At 71.4% G+C, this 17,382-nt stretch carries 12 protein-coding genes; 5 read left to right on the top strand and 7 right to left on the bottom strand.

Going from position 1 to position 17,382, the window contains the following annotated elements; all coding sequences use genetic code 11:
* Positions 1 to 2 precede the first annotated feature (2 nt).
* Entirely contained in the window at positions 3 to 557 is a 555-nt protein-coding gene (locus tag AB0B86_RS03225; protein ID WP_357404725.1) for a response regulator, read from the bottom strand.
* Positions 554 to 4,921, bottom strand: a complete 4,368-nt coding sequence (locus AB0B86_RS03220) for a HAMP domain-containing protein (protein WP_357415589.1) — start codon at positions 4,919 to 4,921, stop codon at positions 554 to 556. The genes AB0B86_RS03225 and AB0B86_RS03220 overlap by 4 nt, the downstream gene beginning before the upstream one ends.
* Positions 4,922 to 5,211: 290 nt before the next feature.
* Here AB0B86_RS03220 and AB0B86_RS03215 point away from each other — a divergent pair, with 290 nt between their 5' ends.
* Positions 5,212 to 7,266, top strand: coding sequence for a SpoIIE family protein phosphatase (locus AB0B86_RS03215; protein WP_357415076.1), 2,055 nt, complete (start codon positions 5,212 to 5,214; stop codon positions 7,264 to 7,266).
* A 48-nt stretch (positions 7,267 to 7,314) separates the two neighbouring features.
* Entirely contained in the window at positions 7,315 to 7,746 is a 432-nt protein-coding gene (locus AB0B86_RS03210; protein WP_357404729.1) for a hypothetical protein, read from the top strand.
* Positions 7,747 to 7,971: 225 nt separating this feature from the next.
* On the opposite strand, the gene AB0B86_RS03205 is transcribed toward AB0B86_RS03210, so the two are convergent.
* Positions 7,972 to 9,330, bottom strand: a complete 1,359-nt coding sequence (locus tag AB0B86_RS03205) for an FAD-binding oxidoreductase (RefSeq protein ID WP_357404731.1) — start codon at positions 9,328 to 9,330, stop codon at positions 7,972 to 7,974.
* Positions 9,331 to 9,425: 95 nt separating this feature from the next.
* Between AB0B86_RS03205 and AB0B86_RS03200 the strand changes: the two genes are divergently transcribed.
* Positions 9,426 to 11,522, top strand: a complete 2,097-nt coding sequence (locus tag AB0B86_RS03200; protein WP_357404733.1) for a S9 family peptidase — start codon at positions 9,426 to 9,428, stop codon at positions 11,520 to 11,522.
* Positions 11,523 to 11,539: 17 nt separating this feature from the next.
* Complete coding sequence (locus AB0B86_RS03195) at positions 11,540 to 11,695, top strand: hypothetical protein (RefSeq protein WP_357404735.1); 156 nt, start codon at positions 11,540 to 11,542, stop codon at positions 11,693 to 11,695.
* Between the two features lie 28 nt (positions 11,696 to 11,723).
* Here AB0B86_RS03195 and AB0B86_RS03190 read toward each other — a convergent pair whose 3' ends face one another.
* The 3 genes from AB0B86_RS03190 to AB0B86_RS03180 form a co-directional block, all read right to left on the bottom strand.
* Positions 11,724 to 13,841: a bifunctional polysaccharide deacetylase/glycosyltransferase family 2 protein gene (locus tag AB0B86_RS03190; RefSeq protein ID WP_357415074.1), complete on the bottom strand. Its 2,118-nt coding sequence runs from the start codon at positions 13,839 to 13,841 to the stop codon at positions 11,724 to 11,726.
* Between the two features lie 2 nt (positions 13,842 to 13,843).
* Positions 13,844 to 14,275 carry a hypothetical protein gene (locus AB0B86_RS03185; protein WP_357404739.1) on the bottom strand — a complete coding sequence of 144 codons (432 nt, stop codon included), beginning with the start codon at positions 14,273 to 14,275 and terminating at the stop codon, positions 13,844 to 13,846.
* 152 nt (positions 14,276 to 14,427) lie between these two features.
* On the bottom strand, positions 14,428 to 15,009 hold the full coding sequence (locus tag AB0B86_RS03180; protein WP_357404741.1) for a TIGR03086 family metal-binding protein: 582 nt from the start codon (positions 15,007 to 15,009) through the stop codon (positions 14,428 to 14,430).
* A 31-nt stretch (positions 15,010 to 15,040) separates the two neighbouring features.
* On the opposite strand from AB0B86_RS03180, the gene AB0B86_RS03175 reads away from it, so the two are divergent.
* A complete protein-coding gene (locus tag AB0B86_RS03175; RefSeq protein WP_357404743.1) occupies positions 15,041 to 15,838 on the top strand; it encodes a helix-turn-helix transcriptional regulator in 798 nt (265 codons plus the stop codon).
* 12 nt (positions 15,839 to 15,850) lie between these two features.
* Here the strand turns inward: AB0B86_RS03175 and AB0B86_RS03170 are convergent, their stop codons facing one another.
* Positions 15,851 to 17,380, bottom strand: a complete 1,530-nt coding sequence (locus AB0B86_RS03170; RefSeq protein ID WP_357404745.1) for a SpoIIE family protein phosphatase — start codon at positions 17,378 to 17,380, stop codon at positions 15,851 to 15,853.
* Positions 17,381 to 17,382: the final 2 nt, after the last annotated feature.

The raw sequence follows: 17,382 nt of genomic DNA, 5'->3' as shown, positions 1-17,382 counted from the left end.
CGTCAGGCCGTGTTGCCCCAGCGGGCCTGCTCGAGCATGCGTACCGCCCGGTCGTGGGCCTCCGCGTCGTCGGAGCGCAGCAGGGTCGTCGCCTCGTCGACCGCGTCGGTGAGCCGCCGCCACTGCGTGTCGCGCTCCCGGACCAGATCCGACTGGGTGGCCAACTGCCGGGTCTTCACCCACAGCTCGACGAAGACCGATACCTTGGCCCGCAGCACCCACGGGTCGAACGGCTTGGTCAGGTAGTCCACCGCGCCCACCTGGTAGCCCCGGAGCGCGAGCTGGGCGTCCCGGTCGGCGGCGGTGAGAAAGATGATCGGCACGTGCCGGGTCCGCTCCCGCCGCTTGATGTGGCTCGCCGTCTCGAACCCGTCCATGTCCGGCATCTGCGCGTCGAGCAGGATCACCGCGAAGTCGTCCACGAGGAGCTGCTTGAGCGCCGCCTCACCGCTCTCCACCGCCACGGACTGGACCGGCAGGCCCTGGAGGATCGCCTCCAGGGCCGTCAGATTCTGCCGCCGGTCGTCCACGAGCAGCGCCTTGGCGATCTGGGTCACGAAGTCTCCTCGGTCCGGCTGCCGTTGATCCAGGACGACATCAACTCGATCAGGTCATCCAGGTCGACCGGCTTGGTGATGTAGTCGCTGCCGCCGGCCGCGAGCGCCGACTCCCGGTCACCCGGCATGGCCTTGGCGGTCAGGAAGACCACCGGCAGGTCAGCGAACCGGTGGTTGCGGCGAATCTGGCGGGTGGTCTCGTAGCCGTCCTGGTCCGGCATCATGGCGTCCATCAGCACGATGTCCACCTCCGGATGCTCGGCCAACAGGCGGACGCCGTCCGCCCCGTTGTCCGAGTACAGCACGGTCATCCCGTGCAGCTCCAACGCGCTGGTCAAGGCGAAGACGTTGCGGACGTCGTCATCCACGATCAGCACCGTGGCGCCGTCAAGCTGACGGGTGGCCGGCGCCTCCGGCCGCTCCGGCAGCAGTTCCAGCGGCGGCATCAGCAGCGACGACGGCAGGCCGGCGCGCTGCGGAGACGGGAGCTGAGGCGCGACCACGGCATCCGGGGCCAGCACCTGCGGCACGAACAGGGTGAATGTCGAACCCTGCCCGGGAGCGGACGACACGGTGATCGTGCCGCCGATCAGCCGGGCCAGATCGCGACTGATCGACAGGCCCAGCCCGGTGCCGCCGTAGCGGCGGCTGGTAGTGCCGTCGGCCTGCTGGAACGCCTCGAAGATGATCGACAACTTGTCGTCGGAGATGCCGATCCCAGTGTCGATCACGGTGAACGCGATCACCTGCTGCGCGTTCGTCAACGCCGGCACGTCGAAGACCGCGTTCTCCGCGGCCGGAGCGATCCGCAACGTCACAGCGCCGTTGTCGGTGAACTTCACCGCGTTGGAGAGCAGGTTGCGCAGGATCTGCTGCAACCGCTGCGCGTCGGTCACCAACGCCGGCGGCAGGTCCTTGCTCACCCGCACCTGGAAGTCCAGGTTCTTCTCCTCGGCCTGCGGCGCGAACGCCTGCTCGACGTAGCCGCGCAGCTCGGCGAAGCGGATCTCGGTCGGCTCGACGTCCATCCGACCCGCCTCGATCTTGGACAGGTCGAGGATGTCGTCGATCAGGCGCAGCAGGTCGGAGCCCGACCCGTGGATGGTCTTGGCGAACTCGATCTGCTTCGGGCTGAGGTTCTGCTCCGAGTTCTCCGCCAGCAGGCGGGCCAACAGCAGCAACGAGTTGAGCGGGGTACGCAGCTCGTGGCTCATGTTGGCCAGGAACTCCGACTTGTACGCCGACGCCCTGGTCAGCTGCTGCGCCTTCTCCTCCAGGCCCAGCCGAGCCAGCTCGATCTCCCGGTTCTTCGTCTCGATGTTGCCCTTCTGCTCGGAGAGCAGAGTTGCCTTCTCCTCCAACTCGGCGTTGGTGCGCTGCAACTCCGCCGACTGCTCCTGCATCTCGTGTGCCAGCCGCTGCGACTGGGCCAGCAGCTCCTCCGTACGCCGGTTGGCCTGAATGGTGTTGACAGCGATGCCGATGGTGAGCACCAGCCGCTCCAGGAACGCGAGGTGCAGATCGGAGAAGGCCGAGACGCTTGCGAACTCGATCACGCCGAGCAGCTCACCCTCGAACAGCACCGGGAGCACCACCAGGTCGGACGGGGGTGTCTCGGCCAGCCCGGACCGCAGGGTGAGTCGGCTGTTCGGCGCGGCACTGACCCGGATCGTGCGGCGGGACAGCGCGGTCTGCCCGACCAACCCCTCACCCGGCCCGAAGGTGACGTCGTTGCCCCGCGCCACGTACCCGTACGACGAGGTCAACCGCAGCCGCATGCTGCCGTCGGTGTCGTCGGCCAGGAAGAAGGCGCCGAGCTGGGCGTCGACGAGCGGGGTCACCTCCATCATGATCATGCGGCAGACCTCGCCGAGATCGCGCTGGCCCTGCAACAGGCCACCGATCCGGGCCAGGTTGGAGTCCAACCAGCCCTGCTCGGCGTTCTTCTTGGTCGTCTCCCGGAGGGTGACGATCATCTGGTTGATGTTGTCCTTCAGCTCGGCGACCTCGCCCTGCGCCTTGACGGCGATCCGCTGGGTCAGGTCGCCCCGGGTCACCGAGGTGGACACCTGGGCGATGGCCCGCAACTGCGTGGTGAGCGTCGAGGCGAGCTGGTTGACGTTCTCGGTCAGGTCGCGCCAGGTGCCGGACACGCCCTTCACCTGCGCCTGACCGCCCAGCTTGCCCTCGATGCCGACCTCGCGGGCCACCCGGGTCACCTCGTCGGCGAACGACGAGAGCTGGTCGACCATGGTGTTGACTGTCGACTTCAGCTCCAGGATCTCGCCCTGGGCGTCCACAGTGATCTTCTGGCTCAGGTCACCCTTCGCCACCGCAGTGGTCACCGAGGCGATGTTGCGGACCTGGCTGGTCAGGTTCGACGCCATCGAGTTCACGTTGTCGGTCAGGTCCCGCCACGTACCGCTGACGCCCTTGACCTGGGCCTGACCACCGAGCTTGCCCTCGGTGCCCACCTCGCGGGCCACCCGGGTCACCTCGTCGGCGAACGACGACAACTGGTCCACCATCGTGTTGACAGTCGACTTCAGCTCCAGAATCTCGCCCCGCGCGTCCACAGTGATCTTCTGCGACAGGTCACCCTTCGCCACGGCGGTGGAGACCTGGGCGATGTTGCGGACCTGGGCGGTCAGGTTCGACGCCATCGAGTTCACGTTGTCGGTCAGGTCCCGCCAGGTGCCGGCGACGCCGCGCACCTGGGCCTGACCGCCGAGCTTGCCCTCGGTGCCCACCTCGCGGGCCACCCGGGTCACCTCGTCGGCGAACGACGACAACTGGTCCACCATCGTGTTGACAGTCGACTTCAACTCCAGAATCTCGCCCCGCGCGTCCACAGTGATCTTCTGCGACAGGTCACCCTTCGCCACCGCAGTGGTCACCGACGCGATGTTGCGGACCTGGCTGGTCAGGTTCGACGCCATCGAGTTCACGTTGTCGGTCAGGTCCCGCCAGGTGCCGGAAACACCCTTCACCTGGGCCTGACCGCCCAGGTTGCCCTCGGTGCCCACCTCACGGGCCACCCGGGTCACCTCGTCGGCGAACGACGAGAGCTGGTCCACCATCGTGTTGACGGTGTTCTTCAGCTCCAGGATCTCGCCCTGGGCGTCCACGGTGATCTTCTGGCTCAGGTCGCCCTTGGCCACCGCCGTCGAAACCTGCGAGATGTTGCGGACCTGGCTGGTCAGGTTGCCGGCCAACTGGTTGACGTTCTCGGTGAGGTCCCGCCAGGTGCCGGAGACCCCGCGCACCTGCGCCTGACCGCCCAGTTTGCCCTCGATGCCCACCTCACGGGCCACCCGGGTCACCTCGTCGGCGAACGACGACAACTGGTCCACCATCGTGTTGACGGTGTCCTTCAGCTCCAGGATCTCGCCCTGCGCCGCGACCGTGATCTTCTGCGACAGGTCACCGCGCGCCACCGCCGTCGAGACCTGCGCGATGTTACGGACCTGGGCGGTCAGGTTCGACGCCATCGAGTTGACGCTGTCGGTCAGGTCCTTCCAGGTGCCGGCCACGTTCGGCACCTCGGCCTGGCCACCCAGCTTGCCCTCGGTGCCCACCTCGCGGGCCACCCGGGTCACCTGCTCGGCGAAGAGCCGCAGCGTGTCGGTGAGGTAGTTCATCGTGGCGGCCAACTCGGCCACCTCACCGCGTGCGCCAACAGTGATCTTCTGCGACAGGTCGCCCTTGGCCACCGCCGTCGCCACCTGCGAGATCGACCGCACCTGGCCGGTCAGGTTCGACGCCATGGTGTTCACCGAGTCGGTGAGGTCCTTCCAGGTGCCGGCAACGCCCCGAACGTCGGCCTGGCCACCCAGCTTGCCCTCGGTGCCCACCTCACGGGCCACCCGGGTCACCTCGTTCGAGAACGAGGACAACTGGTCGACCATGGTGTTCACGGTGCGCCCGATGCGCAGGTACTCACCGCGCAGCGGCCGGCCGTCGATCTCCAGCGCCATGTGCTGGGACAGGTCGCCGTCCGCGACCGCCACGATGACCCGGGCGATCTCGGTGGTCGGGCGGCCCAGGTCGTCGATCAGCGAGTTGATCGCCCGCTGCCCCTCCGCCCAGGAGCCGTCCAACCCCTCGTCGTCGAGCCGCTCGGTGAGCCGGCCGTCGCGCCCGACGATGCGGCTGATCCGCCGCAGGTCCAGGTACTGCCGCTCCTGGAGCGAGACCACCTCGTTGAAGGCGTCCGCCACCTCACCTGCCGCGCCAGCGCGGCGGGGAAGCCGGACCTTCAGGTCGCCGCGACCGATCCGTCGCAGTGCCTCGGTCAACTCACCGAGGAGCGCCTCGTGGTCGGGCGCGGACGGATCCGCCACCGACTGCTTCGCCGTGGTCATCATTCCTCGCTCCACTCGGGGGCTGCCGGTCCGTACTGACACACCGGCACCCCATATTGTGCCCGCGCGAGCCGTAGTGCCAGGGTGCGCGACCCGCCAGCCGACCCGGACCACCGCCCGATCCGCCCGATCCGGCCGAGGCCGGTCCGCAACTCCGCAGACCTCGCAGCACGGCCCAACCGGCGACCCCACACGCGCCGTGGGCGATTGGTCTCCGGCGGTGGCGGAAAGCGGAGGCGTTACTGATGATCGGCTTGGCACCTGATGGGGGGACGGTGGAGGATACGAGGGTGTCAGCCGAGGCGGGGCCCGCGACGGCCGGGGCCCGGGACGGGGCGACCCGGCGCGTCCGGCTACCCGCCGACCGTCGTACACCGGCCGCCGCCCGCGCCGTGGTCCGCTCGGTGTTGACCGAGTCACACCTGGACGAACTGGCCAACGAGGCCCTGCTGCTCACCACCGAGCTGACCACAAACGCCGTCGAACACGCCCGCACCGAGTTGGACATCGAGGTCGTGGCCGACCAGATCGGGCTGACCGTCACCGTCTCCGACTTCGCCCCCGGCTCCGGCAACGAACTGACCATCGGCGCCCGCAACGACTCCGCCGAGATCGACGAGGTCTCCGAACGGGGCCGAGGTCTGCTGCTTGTCGACCACTTCGCCAGCCGCTGGGGCACCACGTACCTGCCGACCGGCAAGGGTGTCTGGTTCCGGCTGGACCGCCCCGGCGCCAACCCGCGGACCGAGGACGCCGCCGGTGCCGACCCCCGGGTGGGCGCCGACAAGTCCGCGCCGAGCGCCAGCGCGATGAGCGAACTCATGCAAACCGCCCCCGAACTGTACGCGGACGATCCGCTTCCCGACTTCGCCACCAACCTGCTCAGTCGGGTCGCCGAGATGGTGGGAGCGGCCGGCGGCACGATCCGCCTGGACCGGGGCGACGGACAGGGGCGCCAGGTGTTGGCCCGCTTCGGTCGACCACCCCGCCCCGGCAGCGAGCTGCTCCGGGTGCCGCTGACGGTGCACCGCCCGTACGCCGGGGAGTTGGAGTTGGACGCCGCGCCGTCGGCGTACGCCCGGCCGTTGGCGGTGCTCACCGCCGAGCGGCTGTCGCTGCACCTGGAGAACGACCGGCTGCGCCGGGCCGACGTCCGCCGGCAGGTGTGGCTGACGTTCCTGGCCGAGGCGAGCGAACTGCTCGCCCAGTCGTTGGACGTCGACCTGACGATGGCCCTGGTCCCGCAGCTGGTGGTGCCCCGGCTCGGCCAGTGGTGCGCGGTTCACACCGCAGACGAGTGGGGCCGGCTGCGGCTGGCGGCGGCCAGCCACGCCGACGAGTCGATGCTGCCGCAGCTGCACAAGGTGCTTGCCGAGACCGGGCCGGATTCCATTCAGGCTCGCCTGCGCGAGGCGTCCCGCAGCGCGGCGCAGATCCCGCTGGGCGGGCCGATGGAGGGTTTCGCGGTCCCGCTCATCGCGCGGGGGCAGCGACTCGGGACCCTGGCGGTGGGCCGACACCAGCGGCACCGGCACGACCCGGACGAGGTGGCAGTACTTGAGGACGTGGCCCGGCGGGCCGCGCTTGCCATCGAGAACGCCCGGATCCACGCCGAGCGGCGGCGGGTGGCGCAGACGCTCCAGCAGTCCCTGCTGCCGCCGGTGCTACCGGTGGTGGACGGGATCGGCTTCGCCGCCGAGTACGTCCCGACCGGCGACGACGCCGAGGTGGGCGGCGACTTCTACGACGTGGTGCCGTTGCCCGACGGACGGTGGCTCGTCGTCATCGGTGACGTCTCGGGCAAGGGCGTCGAGGCCGCCGCGGTGACCGGGCTGGTGCGGGACGTGATCCGGGTGCTCGTCGGCGACGGCAAACCGTTACCGGAGGCGTTGGCGCGGCTCAACGAGACGCTTGTCGAGCGGGGCAGCGGACGTTACTGCACGTTGGCGCTGGCTGCGGTCGGGCCCGGCCAGGGCAACCAGTTGGACGTGTCGCTGCACCTGGCCGGGCATGACCAGCCGGTGCTGCTTGCCGCTGGCGGTGGCGCGGGGTTCGTCGGCGCCAGCGGCACCGCGCTCGGCCTGCTCGACGCGATCACCTCGCCAACGGCGACGATCACGCTCGCGCCGGGTGACTCGCTGATCTTCTACACCGACGGCGTCACCGAACGACGGCACGGCCGGGAGCTGTTCGGCACCGACCGACTGCGGGACGCTGCCGCGCCGCTGGCCGGCTATTCGGCCGACGTGGTGGCCGCCAGACTGCGCTCCGCCGCGATCAACTTCTCGGTGGAACCACCCCGGGACGACATCGCCATCCTGGTGCTCCGCAACGACGCGACCTGACCGTCGCCCGGCACCCGCGACCGGGGGCCGGGCACTAGATTGACGGGCATGTCGAGTGTCGCGCACGCCGCCCCGCACTCCCGGCCGTTGATCCGTGCCCTGATCGTCGCGCAACTGGCGGCCATCGGCGCGTTCCTCGCCGTGCTGCTGCTCTATCTGGGCCGCATGGCGACCGCCGGCGTCGGCCCGACGGACATGCTGACCGGCGCGTACGACCCGAAGGACCTGGTCCCGTTCGGGATGCACGGGGCGAACCCGTTCTACTGGCTCTACGCGGCGACGTCGGTGCTCTACCTGGTGGGAGCCGTGCTCGGGCCGCCGCTGGCGCTCGTCGCGGTGGCGCTTGCCGCCCGGGACCGCGAAGACCTTCCCCGGGCCACCCGCGTGCTGCTGCTCGTCGGTGCGGTGGGCACCCTGCTGATGGTGCTGGTCCGCTTCACCCCGCCGCTGCTCGACATGCACAGCTGGTGGATGGACTGACCGACCTGGGACCACGGCCCGGCACGCACCCTGACCCAATGATCGTGCTCGATCCCGGATGCAGTGGCCTCGTCGGCTTTCGACACCCCTCGTTCCAGGATCGAGCACGATCATGGGGGTGGCAGGTCGCGCGGTGGCAACGGCGCGGCTCACGACACCCCTCGTTCCAGGATCGAGCACGGTCATGGGGGTAGCACGTCGCGCAGGGGCAGCTGCGCGGTGGTCTCAGAGGCCGCCGGGGAGGCGCCCGGGGGCGAGCCGGTGGTCCGGATCGAGGTGCTCCTTGGCCGCCCGCAGCTGGGCCAGGCCGGCCAACTCGCCCCAGAGGTCGACCGCCTGGCGGACCGCCGCCGGAGCGGAGACCACCACACAGCGGCCCTGCCGGGCCAGTAGCACCCCCCGGACGGCGGCCAGGATGGACGCCACCCGATCGGGCGCCAACGCTCCGGGCAGTGCCGCGTGCACCACACCCAGCCCGGCGGACCCGCGCACCGGCACCGGCCCGCCGGCCGCGTCGCGGAGCGCGTAGACGGCGGCGTGCAGATCGCCGATCGGCACCTCCAGGCGCAGTGCCGTGTCGCCAGGCGCGAACGGATAACGACGCCACCACGTCGGCGCGGAGTGGGCGATTGTCGCCTCCCCGTGCAGCAGCCCGACCAGGTGCTCGGCGCGCTCGGTGACGTCGGCCGGGCCACCCTCCAGCAGCACCACCAGGCTGCCCGCCCGGGACGGGGCCCCGGGCCGCCCGGACATCGACGGGTGGCGCTCCCGGGCCGTCGCGGACGGGTGGCCGGGCGGGTACGGCGTGCGTGGTCGGGGGGTGCCACCGGGCAGGTCCAGCTCGACGGCCGCCGGTTGCAGTCGGGCGGCGAGGATCGTCCGGATCAGGTCGTGCACCTCCAGCGGCGTCCACACCGGGCGGGACACCCAGAGCCGGCTCGCCGGCATCGGCTGCACCCGCAGACTCGCCGAGACCAGCACCCCGAGCGCGCCCTGGGAGCCGCAGAGCAGCCGGGCCAGGTCGAGGCCCGGCGCACCACCCCCGGCGCTCACCAACTCGCCGTCGGCGGCGAGGTAACGGAGACCGAGCAGTTGGTCGCAGGGACTGCCGTGGCGGTGACGCAGCGGGCCGGCCTCACCGGCGGCCAGCACCCCGCCGAGGGTCGCTCCGGGTGACGGGGCGTCCATCGCCAGCCGCTGCCCGGTGCGCTCAAGCGTGGTCTGCACCGCTCGCAGCGGGGTGCCGGCGCCCACCTCGGCCACCGGTGCGCCAACCGGTTCGTGACCGATGCCGGCCAGCCGGCCGGTGTCGAGCATGATGTCGACCTGCACGGGGGTGGCACCCCAGTCGATCTTCGTGCCGGCCCCCCGGGGGACCACCGCCAGGTCGTGCGCGGCGGCCAGCCGCAACACCTCGGCAGCGGCGTGCGGACCGCCCGGCACCGCCACCCAGCGCGCCCGCCGCCCGGCCACCTCGTCGGCCGCACCACCGAGCCGGGAGAACGGCGGACCGCAGATCGCCGCCAGTCGTCGGGTGATCTCGAGAGCGCCGGACCGGCCGAGGGAACTCGCTGCTGCCGCCATGCCGGCTATCGTACATGTGTTCGAATGCCGAGGTGCTGTCGATCGGGATGCCGCGGGTACGGCTCACCGCAGGCCCCGACCGGTAACGTGGCGCCGTGACCACCGAGACTGCCCCGCCCGCGGCGAAGCGGGTGCCCAGCGAGCGCAGGCACCATGGCGACACCGTCATCGACGAGTACGCCTGGCTCGCCGCCAAGGACGACCCGGAGACGATCGCCTACCTGACCGCCGAGAACGAGTACACCGACGCTCGTACGGCGCACCTGGCCACGCTCCGCGAGGAGCTGTTCGAGGAGACCCGCCGCCGCACCCGGGAGACCGATCTGTCCGTGCCGACCCGCAAGGGCGGGCACTGGTACTACACCCGGACGGTCGAGGGACAGCAGTACGGGGTGCAGTGCCGGCGCGCGGTACGCGACGGCGAGACCGAACCGCCGGTCAGCGCGGACGGCGCCCCGCTCGACGGTGAGGAGGTGCTCCTCGACGGCAACCTGCTCGCCGAGGGGCACGACTTCTTCTCGCTCGGCGCGTTCGACGTCAGCCCGGACGGTCGCTGGTTGGCCTACTCCACCGACTTCTCCGGCGACGAGCGGTTCACCCTGCGTGTGAAGGACCTGACCACCGGCGAGTTGCTGCCCGACGAGGTGCCCGACACCTTCTACGGCACCGCCTGGTCGGCCGACGCCTCGGTGCTGTTCTACGTGACTGTGGACGACGCCTGGCGGCCCAACCGGGTCTGGCGGCACACCGTCGGCTCGGCCGCCGCCGACGACGTGGTGGTCCACCAGGAGGACGACGAGCGGTTCTGGGTCGGTGTGGAGCTGACCCGCTCGGAGAAGTTCATCCTGATCGACATCCACAGCAAGGTGACAAGCGAGGTGCTGGTGATCCCCGCCGGCAACCCGACCGGCGTGCCGGCCGTCATCGCACCCCGACGCCAGGGCGTCGAATACGCGGTGGAACACCACGGCCACCGTTTCCTGATCCTGCACAACGACGGCGCTGAGGACTTCGCGCTGGCGTTCACCTCGGCGGACGCGCCCGGCGACTGGGTGCCGGTCATCGAGCACACCCCCGGCACCCGGCTGGAGGCAGTGGACGCCTTCGCGAACCATTTGGTGGTGTCACTGCGCACCGACGGGCTCACCGGCCTGCGGGTGTTACCGGTGGGCAGCGACGACTCGTACGACATCGACTTCCCCGAGCCGCTGTACAGCGTCGGTCTGGACGCCAACCCGGAGTACCGCACCGGGCAGGTCCGGCTGCGCTACTCCTCACTCGTCACACCGGACTCGGTGTACGACTACGACCTGGTCACCCGGCAGATGGTGCTGCGCAAGCAGAAGCCGGTGCTGCCCGGCCCGGACGGACGGCCGTACGACCCGGCCGAGTACGAGCAGCACCGGGACTGGGCGCTCGCCGACGACGGCACCCGCGTGCCGATCTCGCTGGTCTGCCGGGTCGGCACCCCCCGGGACGGCTCGGCGCCCTGTGAGCTGTACGGGTACGGCTCGTACGAGGCCAGCATGGACCCGTGGTTCTCGGTGGCCCGACTGTCCCTGCTGGACCGGGGCGTGGTCTTCGCGGTGGCGCACACCAGGGGCGGCGGCGAACTGGGCCGACGCTGGTACGACCAGGGCAAGCTGCTGGCCAAGAAGAACACCTTCACCGACTTCGTCGCCTGCGCCCGGCACCTGGTCAAGGCCGGCTGGACGGGCAGCGACCGACTGGTCGCCCGGGGCGCGTCGGCCGGCGGCCTGTTGATGGGCGCGGTCGCCAACCTGGCTCCGGACGCGTTCGCCGGCATCGTGGCGCAGGTGCCGTTCGTTGACGCGCTCACGTCGATCCTCGACCCGTCGTTGCCGCTCACCGTCACCGAGTGGGAGGAGTGGGGCAACCCACTTGAGGACCCCGAGGTGTACGCGTACATGAAGTCCTACACGCCCTACGAGAACGTGGCAGCTGTGGACTACCCGGCGATCCTCGCTGTGACAAGCCTCAACGACACCCGGGTGCTCTACTCGGAGCCGGCGAAGTGGATCGCCCGGCTGCGGGCGGTCGCCCCGGGCGGCGACTACCTGCTCAAGACCGAGATGGGCGCCGGGCACGGTGGCCCGAGCGGTCGCTACGACTCGTGGCGCGAGGAGGCGTTCATCAACGCCTGGATCCTGGACCGCATCGGCCGCGCCTGACGATGAGGGCGGCGGCGATGACCGACGAGGACGAGCCGGGGTCGGCGCCCCGGCGCGCGTCCGCGTGGATGATCCTCGCCGTGGTCGCCGCCGCCCTGCTCGTCTGCTGCTGCTCGGCCGCCGTGGGCCTGCTGATCTCCTGGTCGGCCGGGCTCTTCCACAGCCCGACCTGACCGGCCGGCGGCTGACGTCGACGATGCGTCAGCCGCGGCCGGCGCCGATCAGCGCCGCCGCCTCGCCGGTGCGCACCATCCGCTGCCAGCGCAGCCGGTTGCCGATCAGCGCGGTGACCACCGACTGCACCACCACCAGGTACATCAGCTGCCGGTAGACCAGTTGCTGGAACGGCAGCGCCCACAGTGGTCCGTACCGCTCCCGGTCCAGTCGCAGCGCGTACCCGGCGGTGGCCGCCTGGAGCAGCAGCAGCCCCACCCAGGCCAGGGCGAGGGTCGACCAGGGCAGGAAGAGCAGGCCGTACACGGCGAACACGTCGACCGCCGGCGCGGTGAGCGGCAACACGATCTGGAACACCGTGAGGTACGGCGGGCCGCGCCGCCCCAACTTTCCGCCGGCACCCGACTCGCGCAGCGCGTGCCGGTGCTTCCACATCGCCTGCATGGTGCCGTAGCACCAGCGGTAGCGCTGTCGCCAGAGCTGGCGCAACGACGACGGGGCTTCGGTCCAGGCGATGGCCGACTCCTCGTAGACGACCCGCCAGCCGGCCCGGAGCACCTTCATGGTCAGGTCGGTGTCCTCGGCCAGCGTGTCCGACGGCACCCCGCCCACCCGCAGCAGCACCTCGCGGCGGAACGCGCCGATCGCGCCGGGGATGGTCGGCATGCACTCAAGCACGTCGTACATCCGTCGGTCGAGGTTGAAGCCGATCACGTACTCCAGGTGCTGCCACCGGCCGAGCAGCCGACGTCGGTTGGCGACCTTGGTGTTGCCGCTGATCGCGCCCACCGACGGGTCGGCGAAACCCTGCACCAGCCGGCGCACGGTGTCCGGCTGGAATACGGTGTCCCCGTCCACAAGCACCAGCAGGTTCGCCCGGGCGGCCCGGATGCCCGTGTTCAGCGCCGCCGGCTTGCCGGCGTTGGCCTGCCGGATCACACGTACCCCGCGCAGTCGCATCCGCTCGACGATGTCGGCGGTGCCGTCGTCCGACCCGTCGTCGACCACGATCACCTCCAGCGCCGGGTACGCGCTGGCCAGCAGCGACCGGACCGTGGCGGCGATGTTCGCCGCCTCGTTGTACGCGGGCACGATCACCGAGACGGGTTCCCGCACCTCCGGCTGATACCGGCGGGGACGGCGGACCCGGCGCACGTGCCGCTGGGCGCAGCACACCTGCACCGCGAGACGGGCCACGCCGAGCATCAGCGCGGTGGCGAGCAGCACGTTCATCACGTCGGCCGACCAGCGGGCAGCGGTCTGGGTCCAGCGCAGCGCGGTGCCGCTCAGCCGAGCGCCGACGCCCGCCGGGACCATGGACGGCGGGGCGTCGATGCCGGCGGAAACTGTGGTGAACCGGTAGCCCTGATCGCCCAGCGCGGGCAGCAGCCGGTCCAGCGCGGCGAGGGTCTGCGCCCGGTCACCGCCGCCGTCGTGCATCAGCACCACCGCTCCCCGACCCCGCTTCGGGGTGGCTGCCCGCACGATCTGGTCGGCTCCGGGGCGCTGCCAGTCCCTGGTGTCCAGGTCGGTGAGCACCGCGACGTGCCCGGCACCGGCGGCGGCGCGCAACGCGGCGTACTCGGGCCCGGTAAGCGCCGCCGGCACCGAGGAGAACGGCGGCCGGAACAGGGTGACCTCCCGGCCGGTGGCCGACGCGACCGCCTTGCGGGTCAGCGACAGTTCGAGGTCACGACGCCACGGCGACACGTCGGCGAGGTTGGCGTGGGTGAACGTGTGCGACCCGATCTCGTGCCCCTCGGCGAGGATTCGCCGGACCAGTTCGGGATGCTCGTTGACCCGGGCGCCCACCACGAAGAAGGTGGCGTGCGCGCCGTGTCGGCGCAGCACGTCGAGGACCTGCGGCGTCCAGCTCGGGTCCGGTCCGTCGTCGAAGGTCAGCGCGATGGTGCGGTCCGGCAGCGCCCGGCTGGCCGGTTCGGCGCGGTCCAGCCGCAACACCGGGCCACCCGAGCCGACTGCGGCCGGGACGTCCGGCGCGGGCCGGGCGGTGGCGTTCCCCGAACCACCGGCGAGGCCACTCACCACGCCGTTGACGGTGAGCGCCGCGAGCAGCAGGAGCAGCCCGAGCAGGAGCAGCAGCCAGTGGGCCCGAGGGTCACGACGGGCAACGTGTCTCGCCATCGTCACTGCGGCTTACCGGGCGCCCTGCTCGGCTTGGCGGTGTTGCGGTGCTCGTCGCCGCGACCCGGTCGGTCGGTGGCGGACGGCGCCCCGGTGGTCGTGGCGGTCGTACCGGCCGTGGTGGGGGTCCGGTCGCCTACGGTCGGGGTGGCGCGCGGCAGCGGCGCCGTCGTGCGGGTCACCGGCGACGGCGACCTGGCCTCCCGGGGCTGTTTGACCCCGTCCACGCCGGCCTCCACCGGGCGCGTCCCCCGGGAGTCGTCCGACCAGCCGGGCAGCGGCACCGAGGTGTCCAGAAAGAGGCCCGCGGCGATCAGGGCGAGGCTGGTGAGCAGGCCAAAGCCCATCACGGTGCCCGCGATGACGGTCAGCCGACGACGACGCCCGCTGCCGTCGACGAACACCGGCGGGGCGGAGCCCGGTTGGTTGTGCATCTGGCCAACTCCCACGGTTACCGTGCCGGGACCGTCAGGTCCGACACCGGAGACCCGACCGTCCGGGCCTCTGGTGCACACAGCGGCACCGCCACCAGCGGTGTTACATCGACTCAGGCCGGGCGCGGCCCGTCCACCGCGGTGGGGTGGGGTTACCGGGTGGCGGGCCAGGTGGGGGTGCGCCCGGTCTGGGTCAGCAGGCGGGCCAGGTCCGGAGTCGGGGTCGGGGTTGTGGGGCTCGGCACCGGCTCGGCGAAGACGCCCATCTTGCGGGCGGTGGGGCCCAACTGCTCGACCAGCCCGTGCAGCTCGGCCACCGCCTCCGGGGCCGGCTGGTACGCCTGGCCGGTGGCGACGGCGAGGTCCCAGCCGTGCACTGTCAGGTCCAGCAGGGCCATCCCGCCGACGACGGTCTGCGGCAGGCCCATGCCCGGCGACAAACCCTCCAGTGTGGACGGGTCCGACCACGCCGCGACGAGCCGGCCGGTCTCCACCTCGAACCGGTCCTGCCAACCGTCGCCGAGGTGGTCGGGCTTCTCGGCCCACTCCACCTTCCGCTTGTCGGCCAGGTCCTGGAAGTTGACCACCACCTCGAACAGGTGGTTGAGCAGGTCACGGACCAGGTAGTCACGGCATGGGGTGGGCAGTTCGAGCTGGTCGTCGGCGATGCCGCGCACCACGTCGACGGTTCGCGGCGCGGCAGCCGCCAGCAGGTCGCTAGTCTGAGTGGTCATAGGGCCAGCGTATGAGGGTGGTCTTGAACGAATGCGACAGCGACCGCGTGCCGACAGCCGGGGCATCCTCGACCCCGCGCGGATGCTGCGCGAGGTGCGCTTCCGACGGCACCTGCCGGCGGAGCCGCTACGCCGCTGGGTCGAGCACTACTGGTTGATCGACTGGGCGTTGAGCGCACCGTTCGAGCAGCGGGTCGTGCCGCACCCGACGGTGAACGTGGTGTTCCAACGTGACGGGGACGGCCCCGAGTTCGGCGAGGTGGCCGGGGTGGGCCGCGACCTGTTCCGGATCACGCTCACCGGCACCGGTCGGGTGTCCGGGGTGCAGTTCCGTCCGGGCGGCTTCCACCCGTTCTGGCGGCGGCCGGTCAGTGAGCTGACGGGGCGTCGGGTGCCGCTGCCCGCCGGCCGACTGGCGGCACCGGACGAGGTGGTGTGCGCGGGCGACGACGATGAGCGCTGCCGGGCACTGGACACCCTCCTCACCGGCTGGCAGCCCGAGCCGGACCCGATGGCCGAGGAGGCCGTCCGGCTGGCCGAGGCGATCCGCACCGACCGGATGGTGCTGCGGGTGAACGACTTCGCCGCGCGGCACGACGTTCCGCTCCGCCGGTTGCAGCGGCTCTTCCTGGAGTACGTGGGGGTCGGGCCCAAGTGGGTGATCCGCCGCTACCGGCTCCTGGAGGCCGCCGAACAGGCGTCCAACGGCCCTCTGAACTGGGCGGACCTCGCCGCCGACCTGGGCTACAGCGACCAGGCCCACCTGGTGCGCGACTTCACCACTGTGACCGGGGTGTCACCCGCCGCGTACGCCCGCTCGGTGCACTGAGGCCGCGTCGGCTCAGTGCCGGCGCAGGACGACCACTGCGACGTCGTCCTGGATCTCCGGTGGGGCCAGTTCCGCGAGCAACCGGGCGCAGAAGCGGTCCAGGTCACCGTCGACGGTCGCGGCGCTCGCGGCCAACGCGACAAGCCCTTCGTCGATGGTGGAGTCCCGCCGCTCGATCAGCCCGTCGGTGTAGAACACCAGCGTGGCACCGGCCGGCAGCACGAACTCCAGGTCGGCCGGGCGCGGCGCGCGGACGCCGAGCAGCGGCGCGGAGTGCTGCACGAACTCGACCTTGCCAGCCAGGTTGAGCAGCGGTGGTAGGTGCCCGGCACTGGCCAGCCGGACCCGCCCGGTCGGCGGGTGCAGCAGCAGCACGCAGAGCGTCGCCACCTCGTTCGGCAGCAGCGTGCGCATCAGCTCGTTGACCCGGTGCAGGATCTCGCCGGGCTGGTGGCCCTCGACCGCGTACGCCCGCACCGCGTGTCGCAGCTCGGCCATCACTGTCGCCGCGTGCAGCGAGTGGCCGGCGACGTCCCCGATCGCCAGCAGCAGGTGCCCGTCGAGCATCACCAGCTCGTAGAAGTCGCCGCCCACCTCGGTCTCCGCGCTGGCCGGCTCGTAGCGCACCGCCAGATCCAGGCCGGCGACAGTGGGCAGCCCACGCGGGAGCAGACTGCGCTGGAGGGTGACCGCGATCCGGTGCTCCTCGTCGAACGAGCGCTGCGCCTCCACCGCCGCCGCTACCGCCTGGGCGAGCTGCTTGAGCACCGGGGTTCGCGCGGTCTGGGTGGCGGTCGGGACCACCACGTACAGCGGGGCGCGGTCCTCGCGCAGCTTCGCGGCGGCGACCGTCACCGTGTCGTTCGCCGGCCAGTCGACAAGTGCCCAGTCCGCCGGGGCCTCCACCCGGACGGTGGCGCCGGTCGGCACTCCGGTGTCGTCGACCACCCACGGCACCACTGTGGCCACCGCGCCGGGGCCGGCGCAGATCCCCGCGATGCAGTCACCCTCGAAGGTCTCGGCGACCACCGCCGCCGGGCTCTTGAAGATCTCTGCGGCGCCCTCGGCGGCAGCCTCCAGCAGGCGCACGAAGGTCGGTGCGGCGTGCACCGCCACTGTCGTGTCGGCCAGCCCGAGCAGCCGCTCGGCGAGCAGTTCGGCGCGCTGCCGGGCCTGGTAGTAGCGCAGCACCGCCCGGACTGTGGCGACCAGCTCCTCCGGCTCGATGGGCTCGGTCAGGTACGCGTCCGCGCCCCGGGTCAGCCCCTGGGCACGATCGGAGACGTCCACGGCGTGCGCCGACACGTGGATCACCGGCAGCACCGCATGCCGCGCCTTGATCTGTTCGCAGACCTCGTAGCCGCTCAGGTCGGGCAGTCGGACGTCGAGGACCACCAGGTCGATCCGGTCCACCTCGACCCGGGCCAACGCGTCGGCGCCGTTCTCGGCCTCGAGCACCGTGAACCCGGCCCGGGTCAGCCAGCTGACCAGCAGGTAACGCTTGGTACGACTGTCATCGACCACCAGGACGGTCGCCGGCATGC

The sequence above is a fragment of the Micromonospora sp. NPDC049047 genome, assembly GCF_040649135.1.
In the GTDB taxonomy this organism is placed as follows: domain Bacteria; phylum Actinomycetota; class Actinomycetes; order Mycobacteriales; family Micromonosporaceae; genus Micromonospora.
This window is presented reverse-complemented; position numbering and strand designations above follow the sequence as displayed.